Origin of the sequence: Salmonella enterica subsp. arizonae (genome assembly GCF_008692845.1) — a bacterium.
GTDB lineage: Bacteria > Pseudomonadota > Gammaproteobacteria > Enterobacterales > Enterobacteriaceae > Salmonella > Salmonella arizonae.
Genome location: NZ_VXJW01000004.1, coordinates 102,565 through 120,625 on the forward strand (window position 1 = coordinate 102,565; position 18,061 = coordinate 120,625).

14 protein-coding genes and 1 pseudogene are annotated in these 18,061 nt (G+C 48.4%); 5 read left to right on the forward strand and 10 right to left on the reverse strand.

The window, feature by feature from the left end; all coding sequences use genetic code 11:
* Nucleotides 1-50: 50 nt before the first annotated feature.
* A complete protein-coding gene (locus F4V61_RS09555) occupies nt 51-1,235 on the reverse strand; it encodes an anaerobic sulfatase maturase (RefSeq protein ID WP_000933423.1) in 1,185 nt (394 codons plus the stop codon).
* A gap of 509 nt (nt 1,236-1,744) precedes the next feature.
* Here F4V61_RS09555 and F4V61_RS09560 point away from each other — a divergent pair.
* Nucleotides 1,745-2,428, forward strand: coding sequence for a helix-turn-helix transcriptional regulator (locus F4V61_RS09560; protein ID WP_001275316.1), 684 nt, complete (start codon nt 1,745-1,747; stop codon nt 2,426-2,428).
* A 110-nt stretch (nt 2,429-2,538) separates the two neighbouring features.
* Here F4V61_RS09560 and F4V61_RS09565 read toward each other — a convergent pair whose 3' ends face one another.
* The 4 genes from F4V61_RS09565 to F4V61_RS09580 all read right to left on the reverse strand — a co-directional run bounded on the left by F4V61_RS09565 (nt 2,539) and on the right by F4V61_RS09580 (nt 6,473).
* Nucleotides 2,539-3,096: a DUF3156 family protein gene (locus tag F4V61_RS09565; RefSeq protein WP_079781472.1), complete on the reverse strand. Its 558-nt coding sequence runs from the start codon at nt 3,094-3,096 to the stop codon at nt 2,539-2,541.
* Nucleotides 3,074-4,573 carry an APC family permease gene (locus F4V61_RS09570; RefSeq protein ID WP_079828599.1) on the reverse strand — a complete coding sequence of 500 codons (1,500 nt, stop codon included), beginning with the start codon at nt 4,571-4,573 and terminating at the stop codon, nt 3,074-3,076. The genes F4V61_RS09565 and F4V61_RS09570 overlap by 23 nt, the downstream gene beginning before the upstream one ends.
* Nucleotides 4,574-4,782: 209 nt before the next feature.
* Nucleotides 4,783-5,157 (reverse strand): cupin domain-containing protein, encoded by a 375-nt coding sequence (locus F4V61_RS09575; protein WP_000542986.1) that lies wholly within the window; start codon nt 5,155-5,157, stop codon nt 4,783-4,785.
* A 14-nt stretch (nt 5,158-5,171) separates the two neighbouring features.
* A complete protein-coding gene (locus F4V61_RS09580; RefSeq protein WP_058345418.1) occupies nt 5,172-6,473 on the reverse strand; it encodes an NAD(P)/FAD-dependent oxidoreductase in 1,302 nt (433 codons plus the stop codon).
* A gap of 161 nt (nt 6,474-6,634) precedes the next feature.
* Here F4V61_RS09580 and F4V61_RS09585 point away from each other — a divergent pair, with 161 nt between their 5' ends.
* Nucleotides 6,635-8,119, forward strand: a complete 1,485-nt coding sequence (locus F4V61_RS09585; RefSeq protein ID WP_058819735.1) for an aldehyde dehydrogenase family protein — start codon at nt 6,635-6,637, stop codon at nt 8,117-8,119.
* A 215-nt stretch (nt 8,120-8,334) separates the two neighbouring features.
* Here the strand turns inward: F4V61_RS09585 and iraD are convergent, their stop codons facing one another.
* The 5 genes from iraD to F4V61_RS09615 form a co-directional block, all read right to left on the reverse strand.
* Complete coding sequence (iraD, locus tag F4V61_RS09590) at nt 8,335-8,715, reverse strand: anti-adapter protein IraD (protein WP_038397904.1); 381 nt, start codon at nt 8,713-8,715, stop codon at nt 8,335-8,337.
* Nucleotides 8,715-8,963, reverse strand: coding sequence for a type VI secretion system tube protein Hcp (locus tag F4V61_RS09595; protein WP_038397632.1), 249 nt, complete (start codon nt 8,961-8,963; stop codon nt 8,715-8,717). The genes iraD and F4V61_RS09595 overlap by 1 nt, the downstream gene beginning before the upstream one ends.
* A gap of 726 nt (nt 8,964-9,689) precedes the next feature.
* Nucleotides 9,690-10,613, reverse strand: a complete 924-nt coding sequence (locus F4V61_RS09600; protein ID WP_000540886.1) for a polysaccharide deacetylase family protein — start codon at nt 10,611-10,613, stop codon at nt 9,690-9,692.
* A gap of 38 nt (nt 10,614-10,651) precedes the next feature.
* On the reverse strand, nt 10,652-11,530 hold the full coding sequence (locus F4V61_RS09605; RefSeq protein ID WP_000197724.1) for a carbon-nitrogen hydrolase family protein: 879 nt from the start codon (nt 11,528-11,530) through the stop codon (nt 10,652-10,654).
* A 600-nt stretch (nt 11,531-12,130) separates the two neighbouring features.
* On the reverse strand, nt 12,131-13,435 hold the full coding sequence (locus F4V61_RS09615; protein WP_000784364.1) for an MFS transporter: 1,305 nt from the start codon (nt 13,433-13,435) through the stop codon (nt 12,131-12,133).
* A gap of 406 nt (nt 13,436-13,841) precedes the next feature.
* On the opposite strand from F4V61_RS09615, the gene uxuA reads away from it, so the two are divergent.
* The 3 genes and pseudogenes from uxuA to uxaC all read left to right on the forward strand — a co-directional run bounded on the left by uxuA (nt 13,842) and on the right by uxaC (nt 18,037).
* Nucleotides 13,842-15,026 carry a mannonate dehydratase gene (gene uxuA / locus F4V61_RS09620; RefSeq protein WP_000815482.1) on the forward strand — a complete coding sequence of 395 codons (1,185 nt, stop codon included), beginning with the start codon at nt 13,842-13,844 and terminating at the stop codon, nt 15,024-15,026.
* A 110-nt stretch (nt 15,027-15,136) separates the two neighbouring features.
* Complete coding sequence (locus tag F4V61_RS09625; protein ID WP_079781469.1) at nt 15,137-16,609, forward strand: fructuronate reductase; 1,473 nt, start codon at nt 15,137-15,139, stop codon at nt 16,607-16,609.
* A 14-nt stretch (nt 16,610-16,623) separates the two neighbouring features.
* Nucleotides 16,624-18,037: pseudogene (gene uxaC, locus F4V61_RS09630) on the forward strand (glucuronate isomerase).
* The last annotated feature ends 24 nt before the right edge of the window (nt 18,038-18,061 follow it).

Sequence of the window (18,061 nt, forward strand, 5' to 3'; positions counted from 1 at the left end):
AGACTACGGGGGTTGTACAGAGTAGCGGGCAAATGCGGCAAGAACGGCTATCAGCCCGGAAACCTGCTCAGAACGTTAGCACGCCAGGCCTTCAGGCCATCCAGATCCCGTGGCCAGGCGCGTAGTGGAGCCAGAATTTCCGTGAAAAAAGAGTAATAGCCGCTACAAAGCCGATTGTAGCCAGCACTGTTGATATGTGCGGGGCAGCCTCCCTGACAGACTATTTTCACAGAGCAACGTTGACACTCCCGGCGCTGGCTTTTCTTAATACCAAAGGGCAGCCGGGTTGCGAAATCTACTGCTGGAGCTAACGAATTATTACCAAGCTGCCCAAGGTAATGCTGGCTATTAATCAGATGATCGCAGGCATAGAGTTTGCCATCCGGTTCCATTACCAGATTCGTGCCGCAGCGCGCGGAGTGGACACAGGTGGCGCTAATATGCGTAAAATATTGTGCCCATGCCTGTTCAATATTGATCACAAAGACCCGCCCCATATCGCCGCGTTTGCACCATTGACGCCAGATACCAATCATGAAACGCCCCCAGTTATCAGCACTCAATTGGTAACGTCGCTGTAGGGCATTGCCTTCGTTCATCAGCGGCTGAAATTGCAGATAACGTGCGCCAAGGCTAACGACATGATCGTAGATGGCTGCCGCATGGCGAGCCATTTCATCATGCACGACGATCAGTAAGTTAAAATCGACTCGATATTGTTGTAACAATACGATGCCCCGCAGCGCAGCCGGATAACTGGCCTCACCGCGTTTGCCAGGGCGATGGCGATTTTGCAACTCTTCACTGCCCTCAAGGCTGATGCCAATAGTAAAATTATTTTCGCGAAAAAGGCGGCACCAGGCATCGTTTAACAACGTCGCATTCGTTTGCAGACTATTACTGATCGTCACACCTTCAGGCGCATATCGTTGTTGAAGCGCTATTACTTTTTTATAAAAACCGATTCCGGCTAAAAGCGGTTCACCGCCTTGCCAAACAAAATTAATTTCACGCGCACTGGCAGGTTGCGCCGCAATATAGCGACAAATAAAAACCTCCAGGGTTGATTCATTCATTTTTTCTACGGGCGTTTCGCCCTGTGGGTAATAACAATAGCGGCAGGCCAGATTACAGGCCGGGCCAATGGGTTTCGCCAGAATATGAAAAGGGATCTGCGCCCGGCTTTCCGTCATTACGGGGATTTGTTGTTGCCGTAATATGTTGAGATTCAACATTATTCTGTCCTGTAATTATCATTTATGATGCAAAGACATCACTAGCATTTCGAAATAGCGTCTATTGATGCTGCTGTCAGAATGCAGGGGCAAGCTGTATCTTTTGATACGCCGGTTCTCTGCATAGCGCATGACGCTAGTGAAATGTTATTGAGCAAATCACATCTGAGTCAGAAATTAAGTCTCTGTTAACTTGCGCTGTTTCAGAAAATCATAGAACAGTCGTCTCAAAAGGATATCGTCCTGAGGAACGAGAACCGTCGACCTTTTCATTATATGAGTTCAACCACGACATAAAGATATTATATTAATAAGTTTTAATGACATTTTTAAAAATTAGATGGGGCCTTAAATAAAAACAATAAATTTCAATTAGTTATTAAAAATATCGCAACACACGTCACATTATTAACATATGAATGATTGTGTTACACGAATGTAAATTGTATGTTTCAATAACCACTATCTTACTGCGTCTCGGCGCGCTCATCCGGATGGAAGGAGATAACATGTCAGCCTTATCAAATACTGGCCATCATGACGGGATCACTCTCCATTGCTTACAGAGTATTGCGCAACTCATTCCTCTGTCGTCAGCGGTTTTTTACCGTGTTAATGATTACTTAAAGCCGGAAGGCTATGTTCTACATAATATTTCTAATGGCACACACCAACAATATCTGGAGCATTTTCAGCCGTTAGATCCGCTATCGCCTTCCCGGTTCGGTCAACAGGTTATTACCGTCGCGACGATGACGCCCGGCATCTGCGCTCGTCATCGCCTTTATTATCATGAATTTATGTTACCTAATCATGTTTGCGACATGATTGAGATCTTTATTCGTCGGGGCCATCGTATCATCGCGGGCATTTCATTAATGCGCGATATTCCTTTTTCCAGTGAAGAGCGTTTGCGTGCGCAGGCAGTACAACCATTACTGGGACTGGCTATTCATGATTCTCTTCAGGGGGACAACGATCTGGCGTCAATATTGACCGCGAAAGAACGTGAAATTGTGGGAATGGTCTGCGAAGGTGCCAGCAACAAATTGATTGCCCGTCAGTTGAATATCTCTCTCTCAACAGTGAAAACGCATTTACGCAATATTTTTGCTAAAACGGAAGTGATAAATCGCACGGAACTGGTTTCCCGAACCAGAATGTCCTCGGTACAACACTCACTGAATATGTAAAAGCTTTCTCTTTTATCCCGCGTCAATGACGAGGCTTTTCCCTACGTTTCATATATGCCTGGATTAACAACGCTTCTGAACTGGCGCATCAATACAATATAATGTTCATATTATCTGCCGTCGGCATCCTGTTGTAGCCATTGATTCATGACCTGATTGATCATATTTATCACACTCAGCAGAAGAATACGCTGGTGCCGCTCAAGCCGCAGATAACGGCGTAGCGGCGGCATTTTGCAGACCACTTCGCTGGCAGCCCACAGCTCAATGCTGCAATGCCATTCCTTATGATTTAACACCAGAGAAAACCGACGATAATCCAGTTCACTCAAAGCCTGTTGTAAATTGGGGAAACGATTAAGATAGTCAATCAGCACGGCAGCGCTTTTGCTGCCAGTAAAAATGACAGGATAACGTTTTAACCATCCGGGCTGATGAACGCGAATTTTGCCTAGCAAAGGATAATCGATTGCGCCTTTCACCCTAAATTCACAGCTGTGAATACTGGCCATAAATAACCGTTTTTGCTGAACACGACAGGTAATTTGGGTAAAAGCATTCAGATGCAGCACGGCGCTATGCTCGGTCAATTTTTCACAACGCCAGCCGCTCAAATCACGTAACACCATGTTCATTAATGCGCTCTTAAACCAAGGGACGGAGGACATCGGGCATCATCTCTTCATTGTTTCGCTTTTCATAATTGCCCATTGCCCGTTCCACGACCTCTTCTACGGGAAGCGGGAGGAAAGGATTAACCCGTTGAACACATAATGTCCAGAACAAAGCATAGGAGGCAGTCAATCCAAGCATAATACCGAATGGTATAAGTACATCCCGACTGTTCATTCCTGGCGGTGCGATATTAATAATCGCGATAATAATACCAACGCTCGAAATAATCTGCGGTAAGGGGAACCAGGGAGCCCGGTAAGCGCGTGGCAGATCAGGACGTCGAATACGCAATATAACTACCGACAACGTTACCAGCAGATAAGCGACTCCCCAGGCGCAAACCGCGGCGAGGATCAGCGGAACGATGTGGTCGATATCACCGTTCAGATACCAGGCGTGTAAACAGGGAATCGCAACACCGAAAGCGATGGCGATTACCGGTGTTTTAAAGCGGGGGTGCAGCCAGGTCAGAAACCGCGGCAAAGCGCCGTCCAGCGCCATGCCGTATATAATACGCGGTACTGCCGCCATCAAAGTATTAATCGTCGCACATCCCGCCAGCAATAAACCCACGCCCAACCAGTATTGCCCGACATGTCCCATTATACGATTGGCGAAGGCGGGAATAGCCATCGGCGTATCCAGTAAAAAGATATTGTTTGCCGCATCGACGACCACATTATTTACCTGACGGTTAATGGCGGCGCCATAGAGAAACATACAACCAGCCACCGCTAAAAGACCAAGCGCCATCGCTCTGGGAATAGTACGATGCGCTTTTTTAATTTCCGGCGCCATTGGCGTTACCAGTTCACAACCGACGAACATAAACATCGCCATGCCAATATAACCAAACAGACCTGAGAGATTCCTGACATCAAGCGGTGCGCCAAACCACCCAGTATGGTGGGTTATCGGGGATAACATAATGCCGCACAAGCCGAAGATGGTCAGGGTCGTCCACATACCGAACGTAAGAAAGACTTCCACCTTGCCAAATATTTCAACACCAATGGCATTCAGTATGCCGAAAACCACAACCATGCCGACGCCAACCATCCAGGTATTGTGGGGCATGGCTACCTGTTCGTTAACAGACTCGAAATTTACCAGCGCCATAACGCCAGCGAGAATCGTTTCTGCCGTTCCGGCAAAAATGTGTACGATCAGGTAGGCGCAAAGCGCGCCGGTGATAGCGAAAAAACGCCCCATCCCGCAGGAAATATAGTCGTAGACGGAGCCAGTAGTTGGAATGAGCGTTGCCGCTTCGGCAAAGGTGGTAATCTGCGCTTGCATCATAATAAATGCCAGTAATACCGCGAGAGCAAAGGTATCGCCTCCTGAGCCAAAACCACTGGTCACGGTCAGAATCACCGGGCTTGCCATAATCAGTCCGACGGAGCTGGCAAGCGTCGTGGGGAAACCGATAACGCCACGTTCAAGATGGCTGGCAAGTCTGTTTTTAAACATGGTCAACCTCTTCACTATTATTACAATAATAAATTACCGCTCTGGAATAATGTTTATTTATGGCAGGCATCCCATCCAGTGGGTATCGTTCTGAAGATGGATAACGGTAAACAACTTTGTGACGCAATCGCCCGCACGCGGTAATAACAAATGGGGAGCGGGTTATTCTCCCCAGGAATACCAACGGTACTGACGAACAATTAAAGGATTCAGCCCAATTTATTGCTTTCAACTTTTGCCAGATAATGTTTTACAAAACGGGGAGTCAGAACTTTCCAAGCCACTTCGGTCCCCTGCTCAACAAACCAACTGTCGCCTGGTGAAAAACGTATTGGCTCCTGTCCTGCGACCGTTAACTCTACTTCCCCTTCCAGCACGGTTGCATGTTCGGTAAAGGGGTAAATCATAGTGAAACCGCCGCGGGTCGATGAAAACAATCCACAGGTAAATACATCCTCAGGTTTACCGTAAATCATCGCAACGGCGACCTGAGGGTCGCCTTCTGTTGGCGACGCCCCCAGCAGGCTGACACTTCCGACTGGCTGTAATTCAGGAACAGGTTGATTGAGCTTAAAAGCATGCATTAATGTTCTCCTGGTTAATTCCGGCCTTTCCAGAAACCGGCGGTTTGATGTATTAATTTTCCAGCACTGACCAGCAATAGACGTAGCCTGTCGCGACCATAAATTGTCGCGTGAGGAATGCCACTCATCAGACGATACCGTTCGGAACCGCCATTTATTCCTTCAGCCAGGATTTTGCATACGATATGGGAGGGCGTGACCCCAAAACCGGAATATCCCTGGACATAAAAAACATTATTGTGCTCACGAAGCGTGCCAATCTGCGGAAACAGATTCGCGCTACAGGCCATCGGCCCTCCCCAGGCAAAATCGATTTTAACGTCCTTCAAATAAGGAAAAATCTCTGTTAACAGAGCACGATTCCAGGCCGCAAAATCGTGAGGCGTATATTCAAGAAACCTTGTGGCGCTGCCAAACAGCAGGCGATTTTCTTTTGTGAGACGGTAGTAATTTATCACCGGGCGGATATCACTAAAAGCCCCGCGCAAGGGACTGATCCGCTCAACAAGCTCACTGGAGAGAGGTTCTGTAGAGACCTGATAAGAATAAGTCACCAGCGTTTTTTTATAAATTTCTGGTTCCAGATTATTGAGAAAACTATCGCAGGCCCACAGCAATTTGGCCGCTTTTACGCTGCCCATCGCAGTACGTACCTGCACAGTTTTACCGTAACTGACCTCAACCACTGGTGAATATTCGAATATCTTCACTCCCAGCGAATTCGCCGCTTGAGCGGAGCCCAACAATAAATTCAGCGAGTGGACATGCCCTCCGCCCATATGTTTGAGAACACCGCAGTAGACGTCGGAACCGATAACCTGTTGCACATCTTTACCGGTATAGAGCTCAATATCGTCTTCCGGCGTAGCGGCTTTGAATTCTTTTTCCCATTGTTGCAGCGTTTTTAACTGCCGCTGGTTGTAGGCCAGATAACCATATCCGGGGACAAAATCAGCATCAATATGGTATTTACGAATTCGTTCCCGAATAATGCCTGCGCCGAGGTTAGCGATTTTAAACAGTGTCTCCATTCCCTCTGCGCCTACATATTTTTTAACGGCTTCGATGTCGTGACCTATACCGGCCATCACCTGGCCGCCGTTTCGCCCGGTGCCGCCGTACCCAAGATGCCGGGCCTCGAGAACAACGACATTGTTGATCCCCTGCTCCGCCAGTTCCAGCGCAGTATTGATGCCTGAAAAGCCACCACCAATAATCACCACATCGGCATCAATGTCCTCTTGCAGAGCAGGAAAATGCAACGGGTATTTTTTCGTCGCGCCGTAATAATTCAACGCATCGATTTTTGTATTCATCGCGTTACCTTGTCATCACGCTTGACTAAGGCCGCTATCACAGCACGGTAGCGTTTTACAGAATATCGTCCGGAAGAATGACGTTCTTTGGAACGATATTCAGGCCCGGTAAAGTATGTTGTGATGGAAGAACTTATATTCCTGAACTACAGGCACCTTTGATGAGCGACGTGACATTACTTGCCGAAGTAACCACTTTTTTACGTCAACGACACGGGCAATTTATTGCAGGAGAACGTCAGGCCGGAAACGGCGCGAAATTTACGGTCACTAACCCAGCCACCGGCAAAACCATCGCCGAGGTTGTGTCGGCTACCCCCGCGCAGGCAGAACAGGCCATGCAGAGCGCCAGACTGGCGTTTGATGTCTGGCGTAAGATGTCAACGTTACAACGCGGCGCATTACTGCTAAAACTGGCTGATACTCTTGTTGCTCATCGCGAAGAGCTGGCTCAACTCGAAAGCGTGTGTTCAGGTAAAACTATTATGCTGTCGCGCGGTCTTGAACTCGATCAGTCAGTGGCATTCCTGCGTTATTTTGCCGGTTGGGCAGGAAAAATTACCGGTGAAACACTGGATGTCTCACTGCCATCAATGGGGGAAGAGAGATACACGGCTTTTACCAAACGCCAACCCATTGGCGTGGTTGTCGGTATCGTGCCGTGGAATTTCTCAATTATGATTGCTATCTGGAAGCTGGCAGCAGCGCTGGTATGTGGCTGCACCATCGTCATCAAACCAAGTGAATATACCCCGCTGACACTGCTACGAGTCGCTGAACTGGCTAAAGAGGCGGGTCTCCCTGATGGTGTGATTAACGTGGTAAACGGTGTTGGCGGTGAGATAGCGCAACAGCTGATCGCGCATCCAGATTGCGCCAAAGTCAGTTTCACAGGCTCGGTTGCGACAGGAGAGAAAGTCCGGCGTTCGGCAATATCTGCAGGAAAACGCGTTACTCTCGAACTGGGAGGAAAAAATGCGGCGCTGTTTCTCAATGATCTCACGGCACAAGCCATGGTCAACGGTATCCTTGAAGCTGGCTATCTGAATCAAGGACAGATTTGTGCTGCCGCAGAGCGTTTTTATCTGCCCCAGGAAAAACTGGATACGGTCATGACGCTCCTCAGACAACGGTTATCGGAGATCGTGCCCGGCTCGCCTTTAGATGAAAAAACGGTGATGGGCCCCCTGGCGAATCAGGCTCAGCTTGAAAAAATGTTACGTCTGATTCAACTCGCACGGGAAGAAGGGGATACCATTGTTTACGGCGGTGAAATTTTACCCAGCGAAGGGTACTTTTTACAGCCGACGGCGGTAAAAGTGCGTAGTGAAAACAGCCCCCTGATGCACGAGGAAACCTTCGGTCCACTCTGCAGTTTTATCGGTTATCAGAATGAAAAAGAGGCGCTTTCACGTATTAACGCTTCGCCATTCGGGCTTGCTGCAAGTGTATGGTCGGAAAATATTTGTAAGGCATTACGCTACGCTGAAGATATTGATGCTGGAATGGTATGGGTAAATATGCATACATTTCTCGATCCCGCAGTACCTTTTGGAGGGATGAAAGGGTCAGGTATTGGCCGCGAATTTGGCAGCGCGTTTATTGATGACTATACCGAACTTAAATCTGTCATGATCCGTTATTAACAATCATGAAAATGTTGTATGTCCTCGTAGCAATATTAAGCGAATCGACGTTCTATTCGCGTCAATAATGCGCTGAAAAATGATCCAGGCAGATCGGCCATACCGAAAGTTGGGCGATTTGCCTGATTATCGGGTTCGCTCGCTGCGTTTTTTTGCTTTTAAGGTAAATCGCAAGGTGTGTAAAACGCCCTACCCGGTGTTCTTTCCTACGATAACTAGCGCCATCTACCATTATAGTAAGTTATATCCAGTCTTAACGGTTCAGGCTCATCCTGTAATATCGCTTCCAGATACAACGCCAGCGGCTGATGATAAGCATCTTTTACACTGACTCGCAGGACGTTGATTCTCGGCTCATAACGCAAAATAGCAGCGCGAAGTTCACGGCAAAACCAGTTGAGAACCCGTTTGTCACCCACATTTAACTCGTGCCATTCCGGCATACCCCGGGTAAGCAGCGGTGGTAACGTCTCGCCACCTGCCGAAGCGCAAGAGTTGAATAAACACATCAACTTCCGGCGTACCAATTCGTGTGGGCTTATCCCCTCAACCAAGAGCCTGTCGAGTGGCGAGACCGGAATGGTCGGCGTCATCATCATTTCCCTTTCTGGCTTATCTCCAGATCCCATACTGACGAGCCGGAGTCCCGTTGAGCGCCTTCTGATTTTTTCGTGAAGTTCAGCGACATCGTTTCCAGCGGTTTACCGCCAGCCCCACCACTAACATCATTACTTACCTGCGTTGCCACATTTTGGCTACAAGACATGGCCTCTATCTGATCTTTAAAGCCTTCAGCCTGGCTTTTGCCTTTGATATTGTCGAGCTTTAAAAAAACCGCGTCCATGATTTATCTCCTTGTTGATCAGGCAGCAGTTCAACGGTCAAGCGAATAAACGTGGCCAACGCTTGTCACACTCATTGAAAGCGCAGTTACCAAAAAACACAGACTGAAAGGCGACAGATTTGCAGAGATTCTGCTAACATTTACTCGCGTCTGGTGAACGTTACTCCGCCGGTTACAGCGTTATAGATGATTTTGACCCGCAGAGGCCAAATACAATTGAGGTTATACTTAACGCTCTCTGCCATATGCAATCCCTTTTATCGCAAAGTATCCTTGGCGCCTGTATCACAGGTTCGTTATTCAAAAATCGACATTTCAGAATAACAACCAGCCATATATAAAAAACACATCACAAAATAAATATCAACTTAATTTTTACTTATTCGATAAAAAATCAAATTTGACCAATATCAATTAACACGCACACAAACATTAAAAATCAACGCGTTATATAAAACTTAATCACTATTGAAATTTTATTTTTATAAATATTCACATTATGAATATTATTTACTTCACTGCGAACACTAAAAAATGATTTAAATCAAAAAAAACAAACAATCCTGGTTAACTATCGTTTTGACAGAAATAAAAAAGGGTTTTATACAACTCTGGATAGCCGCCTTTTCTTATGGAAAATATTAATTAATGAGCGAGCAAACAGGCAACTTTTGACCGGGTAATCCGTTACCCGGCTGATATTATTCGCACTGTCATGGTGTGGTATCATTTACCAGGCCAACCATAATCATCCGGAACCGGCGCTACGCCACGAACATCAGGACGGAGCATTTTTTGACGATCCTCTTCGTCATCCACCCATACACGAGCAATCTCCTCACAGGTCGCAAACCATACACCATCATGTCCTTTGATATGTTCAATCAGACGTGACAACATCATCATATGATGCCCATGACCGATTATCTGCGGATGAAGAGCCATCGCATATAAACCGTTTTCCTGGTGGTTATAAGCATAGGTAAAAATATCCTTCCAGCGGCGAAGAACGCCATCAGTATCGCTCATTCCCTCCTGGTTGCCGGTATACGCCAGTGCGGGAAAATCATCCAGATACCAGCTGACTGGAATTTCCAGAATCGCGCTGGCTGGTCCTGCGATATTTCCCGTCTCCCAATTCACCTGCCAACGTTGAGGATGGTAAGGCACAAAATCTCTCGCCATCAGGCTACTGTCATATATAAAACCGGCTTCCTCCAGAAGATCCAGCGTATTCTCGCTATAATCCCAATAGGGAGAGCGGTAGCCCGCAGGACGTATGCCGAAATGTCTTTTATAGCAGGCGAATGCCAGATCCATAAGTCGGCGTTCTGTGTCACGATTTACCAGTGTCGGGTTTTCATGGTAGTAACCATGGTGAGCGATTTCATGCCCGGCATCAAAAATCGCTTTACTGATTTCCGGGAAGGTGTCTACAGAGTGTCCGGGAATAAAAAAGGTGGTTCTAATATTATTTTCTTTGAACAATTTCAGAAGCCTCGGCACGCCAACTTGCGCACCAAATTCTCCACGTGACATAAAGGATGGCGATGGTCGATTAAATCCGCCAAGCCATAAAGACTGAGCATCTACATCGACACCAAGATTAACCGCAATTCTTTTACCATCTGGTAATTTTAAATATCCCATAACAACCTCCAGTTAATATATAGAAGGAACACATTCTGTTATTTAATGTGTGATGGCCAGATATTATATATGCCTGCTTTTCTACGTCTGTCCTTGAACGTTGTTGCTGCACCCTCAAGTCTATTTTCATATAAGACATCGAGGTTAATCTCTCCTGAAATGACATCCTCTTTATTGACGTGCGCCTCTGCGATAATACCTTCTGGATTTTTCCACACGACATCACAGGGACTTAAAATTGAACTTCGGGCCCAGCACCCTGGCAATGGTCCGCCAGGATTTCCGCCCAGGCAACAGTGGACAAGATAAATTTGATTTTCAATACAACGTGAATGGCAACAATGCCTGACTCGCCAAAATCCCTGTTCAGTAAACGTGGCGGAAGGCGTTAAAACTAACTCTACACCCTGCTCCGCCAGTGACGCGGCACACTCAGGGATTTCTGCTTCATAGCAAATATTAAACCCCACCTTTGCAAACGGCAATTGAAACACGGCCATTTTATCGCCTTCCTGAGTATACCATCCACGTTCAGCCGGAAATATATGCGTCTTACTGTGGGAATAATGTTCGCCATTTGGGCCCCATATATGCGCAACATTTTCATATCGTTCTGCCCCAGTCTGCTCCAGATGAGAACCGGCAACGATGAACTGTCCTCTTTCTTTCGCTTCCTGTTGAAAAAGCTGCTTATAGGCATCCGTGAACTGATCAATTAAAATAAGATGTGAAATGGGTCTTTCTTGCCATTTTCTCAACAATGTAAATAATTCAATGGTAAATAGCTCAGGGAAGATAACAATATCAGAGCTCTTACTTTTATTAAGGAGCGTTCTTACTTTCGTTATGAAATCTTCAAAAGTGTTTATTTCAGTAACAATATACTGACAGGCTGAAATAGTAAAATTACGTGTCATCGTTATATCCCCAACATAAAAAATCAAACTCAAATTAACGTATAGTATATGGTAGATATTATGGAGCAGGCATTTAGATGTTATGCCATCTTTTTGTGAGGCTGCGCAAAATTTATGGAGTAAAGAGTACAGGTATTGAACCTTTATTTACATAAGCAGTAATTTATTTATGATCACCGTCCGTGAGACGGTCAATAAAAATCAAGGCCGAAAACAATAGTCCTTACCACAATATTATTTTCAGCATCTGAAAATAATCAGGCAAACTAAATGATAACCCGCTTGTATAAAACGAACGCGTATTTTTGCCGACAACCAGCTTGCAGAGTTGCTACCCGACAAAATACCATCCATGGTGGCCAATAGTAGTCTTGCCGCCATTTCTTTATCCACATCGGCGCCAATTTACCCCTTCGCCTGCATAAACGTGTAAAGGAAAAATTACAGATAGCGGCGCTGGGCGCTCGCCTGAATTACCGGGATGTGAAAATGAGTATTCAGTAAGATTTTATGCTCAGGTCAGATGAAGACGGCCACCCTACGGTGGCCGTTAGAGCCTGATGGCGCTTCGCTTATCAGGCCTGTGAAACCGATACAACTTTAGGGGTGAGCCGCCAGCGGCTGCTCCGTTATTTTCGGGTGGTGCTTTTCTGGATCTTTAATCAGTACCCACAGAATGATGGCGCCGATAATGTCGAACAGACTCAGTGCAATGAAGAATGGACCGTAACCGATAATAGCTACCAACGCCCCCATAAACAGGTTGAAGCTTAACTGTCCCAGCCATGCCGCTGATCCTGCCAGACCCGCAACCGTCGCGACCTCATTTTTCTTAAACAGGTCAGCGCTCATGGTAATAACGACTGTTGAAAGCGTCTGGTGCGCAAAACCTCCAATACTCATCAATGCAATGGCAACGTACGGGTTAGTCGTAATGCTGACAAAACCGATAGAAACCATCAAAATAGCCCCGATGGTAAAACTACAACGACGCGCATTGATCGTGGTCATGTGCATCTTTTCCATGAAGAACTTCGCCAGGAAACCGCCTGCAACGCAGCCAAAGTCCGCCGCCAGGAACGGCAGCCAGGCAAACATGGCGATCTCTTTCAGCGGCAGATGCATCACGTTAATCAGATACAGTGGCATCCAGAAACTCAACGTCCCCCATGCCGGGTCAGCCAGAAAACGGGTGATTGCCAACGCCCAGAAATTACGCTTTTTAACGATCTCTTTAACGGCCGGTTTTTTGTTGTCATCCTGGAGATAGCTTTCCTGGCCGTCCTCGATATAACGCAACTCTTTATGGGTAATCCATGGGTGTTTGTTTGGCGAGTTATAAATTAGGAACCAGGTGATGGCGAACAGCACGCCGATACCCCCGGTAATCACAAACGCCATTTCAGTACCGATGCCGCTATCAGCAAAGGCCAGCATCGCCCAGACCACTAGCGGCGGCGCCAGCATCGCGCCAATCGAGGTGCCGATATTAAACAAGCCTCCCGCAATACCACGTTCCTTCGTCGGGAACCATTCGGCGCTGGCTTTGATCCCGGCAGGAATAGCCGACGCCTCGGTCAGCCCCATCAGACCACGCAGAAATGCCAGACTTATCCAGCCGCCGGCCAGAGCGTGCGCCATGTTGATCAGCGACCACAACAACGCAAAGATAAAGAAGCCGATTTTCAGTCCGATGACATCCATCAAATAACCAGTGATCGGCTGCGCAATGGTATAGCAAAGCTGGAAGGCGCTTACTACCCAGGAATATTGCTGCTCATCAAAATGGAGTTCTTTCATCATCGCTGGCGCCGCAACGCTAAGCGAGCTACGGGACAGGTAGTTTACGATGGTCCCTACGCAGACCAGGCCGATAATCCACCATCTTAATTTTGTCATCTTCATGATAAAGCCTCGTTAAAAAACATTATCTCCACGCCGTCTGACCTGTAGCGGGAAAAACTGAAATTACACAAATTGGTTGACCAATAAATATTTTCTCATCCGGACCGGTCAAAATCTGGCGGCAACCCTCGCCATTAATATTTTTGAAATAAATACATCAACCCATTTCAAGTTGAATGGTGAACGTATTTTACCCAGCAAAAATTGACACAGATCAAATAAATAAAATTGGCAGACCATACATGGTGATATTTGTGATTTGGTTATCCAATTCAGACAGCAAGGTTGACATGAGAAATATTTTGGTTGAATTTAGGAGTCAGAATGGGTTTTACAGAGCACATTTCGCTGTTGGCTAACAATAGGTCAACCACGAAGACATCATTGCAAGAAGAGGAAACGAGACATGAAACAAACCTGGCGCTGGTACGGACCTAACGACCCGGTAACGCTTTCAGATGTACGCCAGGCTGGCGCAACCGGCGTGGTGACAGCGTTACACCATATTCCGAATGGAGAAATTTGGTCGGTAGACGAGATCGAGAAACGTAAAGCTACCGTTGAAGAGGCGGGTCTGGAGTGGTCTGTGGTAGAGAGCGTACCTATCCACGAAGACATCAAAACCCACACAGGGCAGTATGATTTGTGGATCAAAAACTACCAGCAAACACTGCGTAATCTGGCGCAATGCGGTATCTACACGGTTTGCTATAACTTTATGCCGGTGCTGGACTGGACACGTACCGATCTGGAATACGTATTGCCGGATGGTTCAAAAGCGCTGCGTTTTGACCAGATTGAATTTGCCGCGTTCGAACTGCACATCCTGAAGCGTCCGGGAGCAGAAGCCGACTATACGGCAGAAGAGATTGCTCAGGCAGGTCAGCGTTTCGCCACCATGAGCGAGGAAGACAAAGCGCGTCTGACCCGCAACATTATTGCCGGTTTACCTGGCGCGGAAGAAGGCTATACGCTGGATCAGTTCCGTCAGCACCTGGCAACGTATAAAGATATCGATAAAGCAAAACTGCGTGAACATTTCGCCTATTTCCTGAAAGCCATTATTCCGGTTGCCGACGAGGTGGGCGTGCGCATGGCCGTTCACCCTGACGATCCGCCGCGCCCTATTCTCGGCCTGCCGCGCATTGTCTCGACCATTGAAGACATGCAATGGATGGTAGAGACCGTCAATAGCATGGCAAACGGTTTCACCATGTGTACAGGGTCTTACGGTGTGCGCGCCGACAACGATCTGGTTGATATGATCAAACAATTTGGTCCGCGTATCTACTTTACGCATCTGCGCTCTACGCTGCGCGAAGAGAATCCGAAGACCTTCCACGAGGCCGCCCATTTACACGGCGATGTGGATATGTATGAAGTCGTTAAAGCGATAGTGGAAGAAGAGCACCGTCGTAAAGCCGAAGGTAGCGACGATCTGATCCCGATGCGTCCGGATCACGGTCATCAGATGCTGGACGATCTGAAGAAGAAAACGAATCCGGGTTATTCCGCTATTGGCCGTCTGAAAGGGCTTGCGGAAGTTCGCGGCGTTGAACTGGCTATCAAGCGCGCTTTCTTTAGCAAATAACCTTCTCTCGCATGGCGCGACGCGTCATGCGATTTCCCCTACGCAATGCAATAGCAACATGCCTCGCCCCGGAGACCGTGGGCGAAGACGTCGAATGACAGGAGTTTGCAATGGAACAGAATATCGCCACCGCCCAGGTTTCCGTCGACCGCCCAAACTGGGATAAATCACGTCTGGTATCCCGTATTGTGCATCTGGGATGCGGCGCGTTTCACCGCGCGCACCAGGCGCTCTTTACCCATCATCTACTGGAAAAGAGCGACAGCGACTGGGGCATTTGTGAAGTGAACCTGATGCCAGGTAACGACGCACGGCTGATCGCGAACCTGAAAGCGCAAAATTTGCTGTACACCGTTGCAGAACGCGGCGCAGAAAGCACCGAACTGAAAATTATCGGTTCAATGAAAGAGGCGCTGCACCCTGAATTCGACGGTCATGCAGGGATCCTGGCGGCAATGGCGCGCCCGGAAACAGCGATCGTCTCCTTAACCGTGACCGAAAAAGGCTACTGCACCGACCCTGCCAGCGGTGAGCTTGATGTCAATAATCCACTCATCCAAAACGATCTTGCCCATCCACAGGAGCCTAAATCCGCTATCGGTTATATTGTCGAAGCGCTAAACATACGCCGGAAGCAAGGACTGAAAGCCTTTACTGTTCTGTCGTGCGATAACGTGCGCGAGAATGGCCACGTCGCGAAAGCTGCCGTCCTCGGTCTGGCGAAAGCGCGCGATGCCGCCCTCGCCGCATGGATTGCCGAAAATGTGACATTCCCCTGCACCATGGTTGACCGTATTGTTCCGGCGGCGACCGAGGAGACGCTGCAACTGGTTGCCGACCAGTTGGGCGTTTATGATCCTTGCGCTATCGCCTGCGAACCCTTCCGCCAGTGGGTCATTGAAGATAATTTTGTTAATGGCCGCCCGGATTGGGACACTGTCGGCGCGCAATTCGTTGCAGACGTCGTACCGTTTGAAATGATGAAGTTGCGTATGCTTAACGGCAGTCACTCTTTCCTCGCCTATCTGGGTTATCTCGGCGGATATGACACAATCGCCGATACCATGACCAACCCGGCTTACCGTCGCGCGGCGCTCGCGCTAATGCTTGATGAACAAGCGCCGACTCTGTCGATGCCGGAAGGCACCGATCTGGAAGGATATGCGAATTTGTTGATTGCGCGTTTCACTAACCCCTCGTTGAAACACCGCACCTGGCAGATCGCGATGGACGGCAGTCAGAAACTGCCGCAGCGTCTGCTGGACCCGGTACGCCTGCACTTGCAACAGGGCGATGACTATCGCCGCCTGACGCTGGGCGTCGCCGGATGGATGCGTTATGTCGGCGGTGTGGATGAACAAGGCAAGACCATTGATGTCGTCGATCCGCTGCTCGCGCAGTATCAGGCGATTCATCAGCAATATCAGACGCCGGAAGAACGCGTGCGGGGGCTATTAGCCATTGAGTCTATCTTTGGCAACGACCTGCCGAAGAACCAAGAATTCGTGCAAGCCGTTACCGACGCTTACCAACAGCTATTGCAGAACGGCGCGAAGGCTACAGTAGAAGCGCTGGGCAAGTAAGGAGGAGATAAATCATGACTACGTTTATGACTAAAGATTTTCTACTTAAAAACGACATTGCCCGGACGCTGTACCATAAGTACGCCGCGCCCATGCCGATTTATGACTTCCACTGCCATTTAAGCCCGCAGGAAATCGCCGACGATCGCCGTTTCGATAATCTCGGACAGATCTGGCTGGAGGGCGACCACTATAAATGGCGGGCGCTGCGAAGCGCAGGCGTAGATGAATCGCTGATCACTGGTAAAGAGACCAGTGATTATGAAAAATATATGGCCTGGGCTAATACCGTACCGAAAACGCTGGGTAATCCGCTGTATCACTGGACGCACCTTGAGCTACGCCGCCCATTTGGCATTACAGATACTCTGTTCGGACCGGATACCGCTGAAAGTATCTGGACGCAGTGTAATGAGAAACTGGCGACGCCGGCCTTTTCCGCGCGCGGTATTTATGCAGCAGATGAATGTGCGGATGGTCGGAACAACCGACGACCCGATAGATTCTCTGGCGTACCACCGTCAGATAGCCGCCGACGACAGCTTTGGTATTGAAGTCGCGCCAAGCTGGCGCCCCGACAAAGCTTTTAAAATTGAACTGGACGGCTTTGTCGATTACCTGAGGAAACTGGAAGCGGCGGCAGATGTCAGCATTACCCGTTTCGACGACTTACGTCAGGCGCTCACTCGCCGCCTCGACCATTTCGCCGCCTGCGGCTGCCGCGCGTCCGATCATGGCATTGAAACGCTGCGATTTGCGCCGGTGCCCGACGACGCGCAACTTGACGCTATTCTAGGCAAACGTCTGGCTGGAGAAACGCTGAGCGAACTTGAGATCGCCCAGTTTACCACGGCGGTGCTGGGCTGGCTGGGTCGTCAGTACGCCGCGCGCGGCTGGGTAATGCAGCTACATATTGGCGCGATCCGTAACAATAATACCCGTATGTTCCGCCTGCTGGGACCGGATACAGGTTTTGACTCCATTGGCGATAATAACATTAGCTGGGCGCTCTCCCGTTTACTCGACAGTATGGACGTGACGAATGAACTGCCTAAGACTATTCTCTATTGCCTGAACCCACGCGATAACGAAGTTCTGGCGACCATGACAGGCAACTTCCAGGGGCCGGGGATTGCCGGGAAAGTGCAGTTTGGTTCCGGCTGGTGGTTTAACGATCAGAAAGACGGAATGCTGCGCCAACTGGAGCAACTGTCGCAGATGGGGCTGTTAAGTCAGTTTGTCGGGATGCTGACCGACTCCCGCAGTTTCCTTTCTTATACGCGGCATGAATATTTCCGTCGTATTCTCTGTAACCTGCTGGGACAGTGGGCGCAGGACGGAGAGATTCCTGATGATGAAGCGATGCTAAGCCGTATGGTTCAGGATATCTGTTTTAATAACGCCCAGCATTATTTCGCGATAAAATAATCGCTATTAATGCGTGAGCATAAC